This window comes from Janibacter sp. CoH_79_TC_3 (genome assembly GCF_058197955.1).
On the sequence record NZ_JBXWIV010000080.1, the window covers coordinates 1 to 279 of the forward strand.

1 protein-coding gene is annotated in these 279 nt (G+C 69.2%); it reads left to right on the forward strand.

Going from position 1 to position 279, the window contains the following annotated elements; all coding sequences use genetic code 11:
• Positions 1-62 precede the first annotated feature (62 nt).
• Positions 63-279 (forward strand): NAD(P)-binding protein (locus AC2FA3_RS15150; protein ID WP_490510307.1); only part of this gene is annotated, 217 nt, incomplete at its 3' end.

The window sequence follows — 279 nt, forward strand, 5'->3', positions numbered from 1 at the left end:
GTCCCGCTGCGGGCGGAGGACGCCGTCGAACATCTCAAGAAAACAACCTGACGGAGGCATCCTTGACCACCAACACCGGCGCACGTCCCGTATTGATCGCAGGTGGCGGCATAGGCGGCCTCGCCGCCGCCGTGGGCCTCGCGCGCAAGGGCATCCGCAGCATCGTGCTGGAAAAGGCGCCGGCGCTCGGCGAGATCGGCGCCGGCATCCAGCTCGGCCCCAACGCCTTCCATGCCTTCGATTATCTCGGCGTCGGCGAGGCCGCGCGTGGCATGGCGG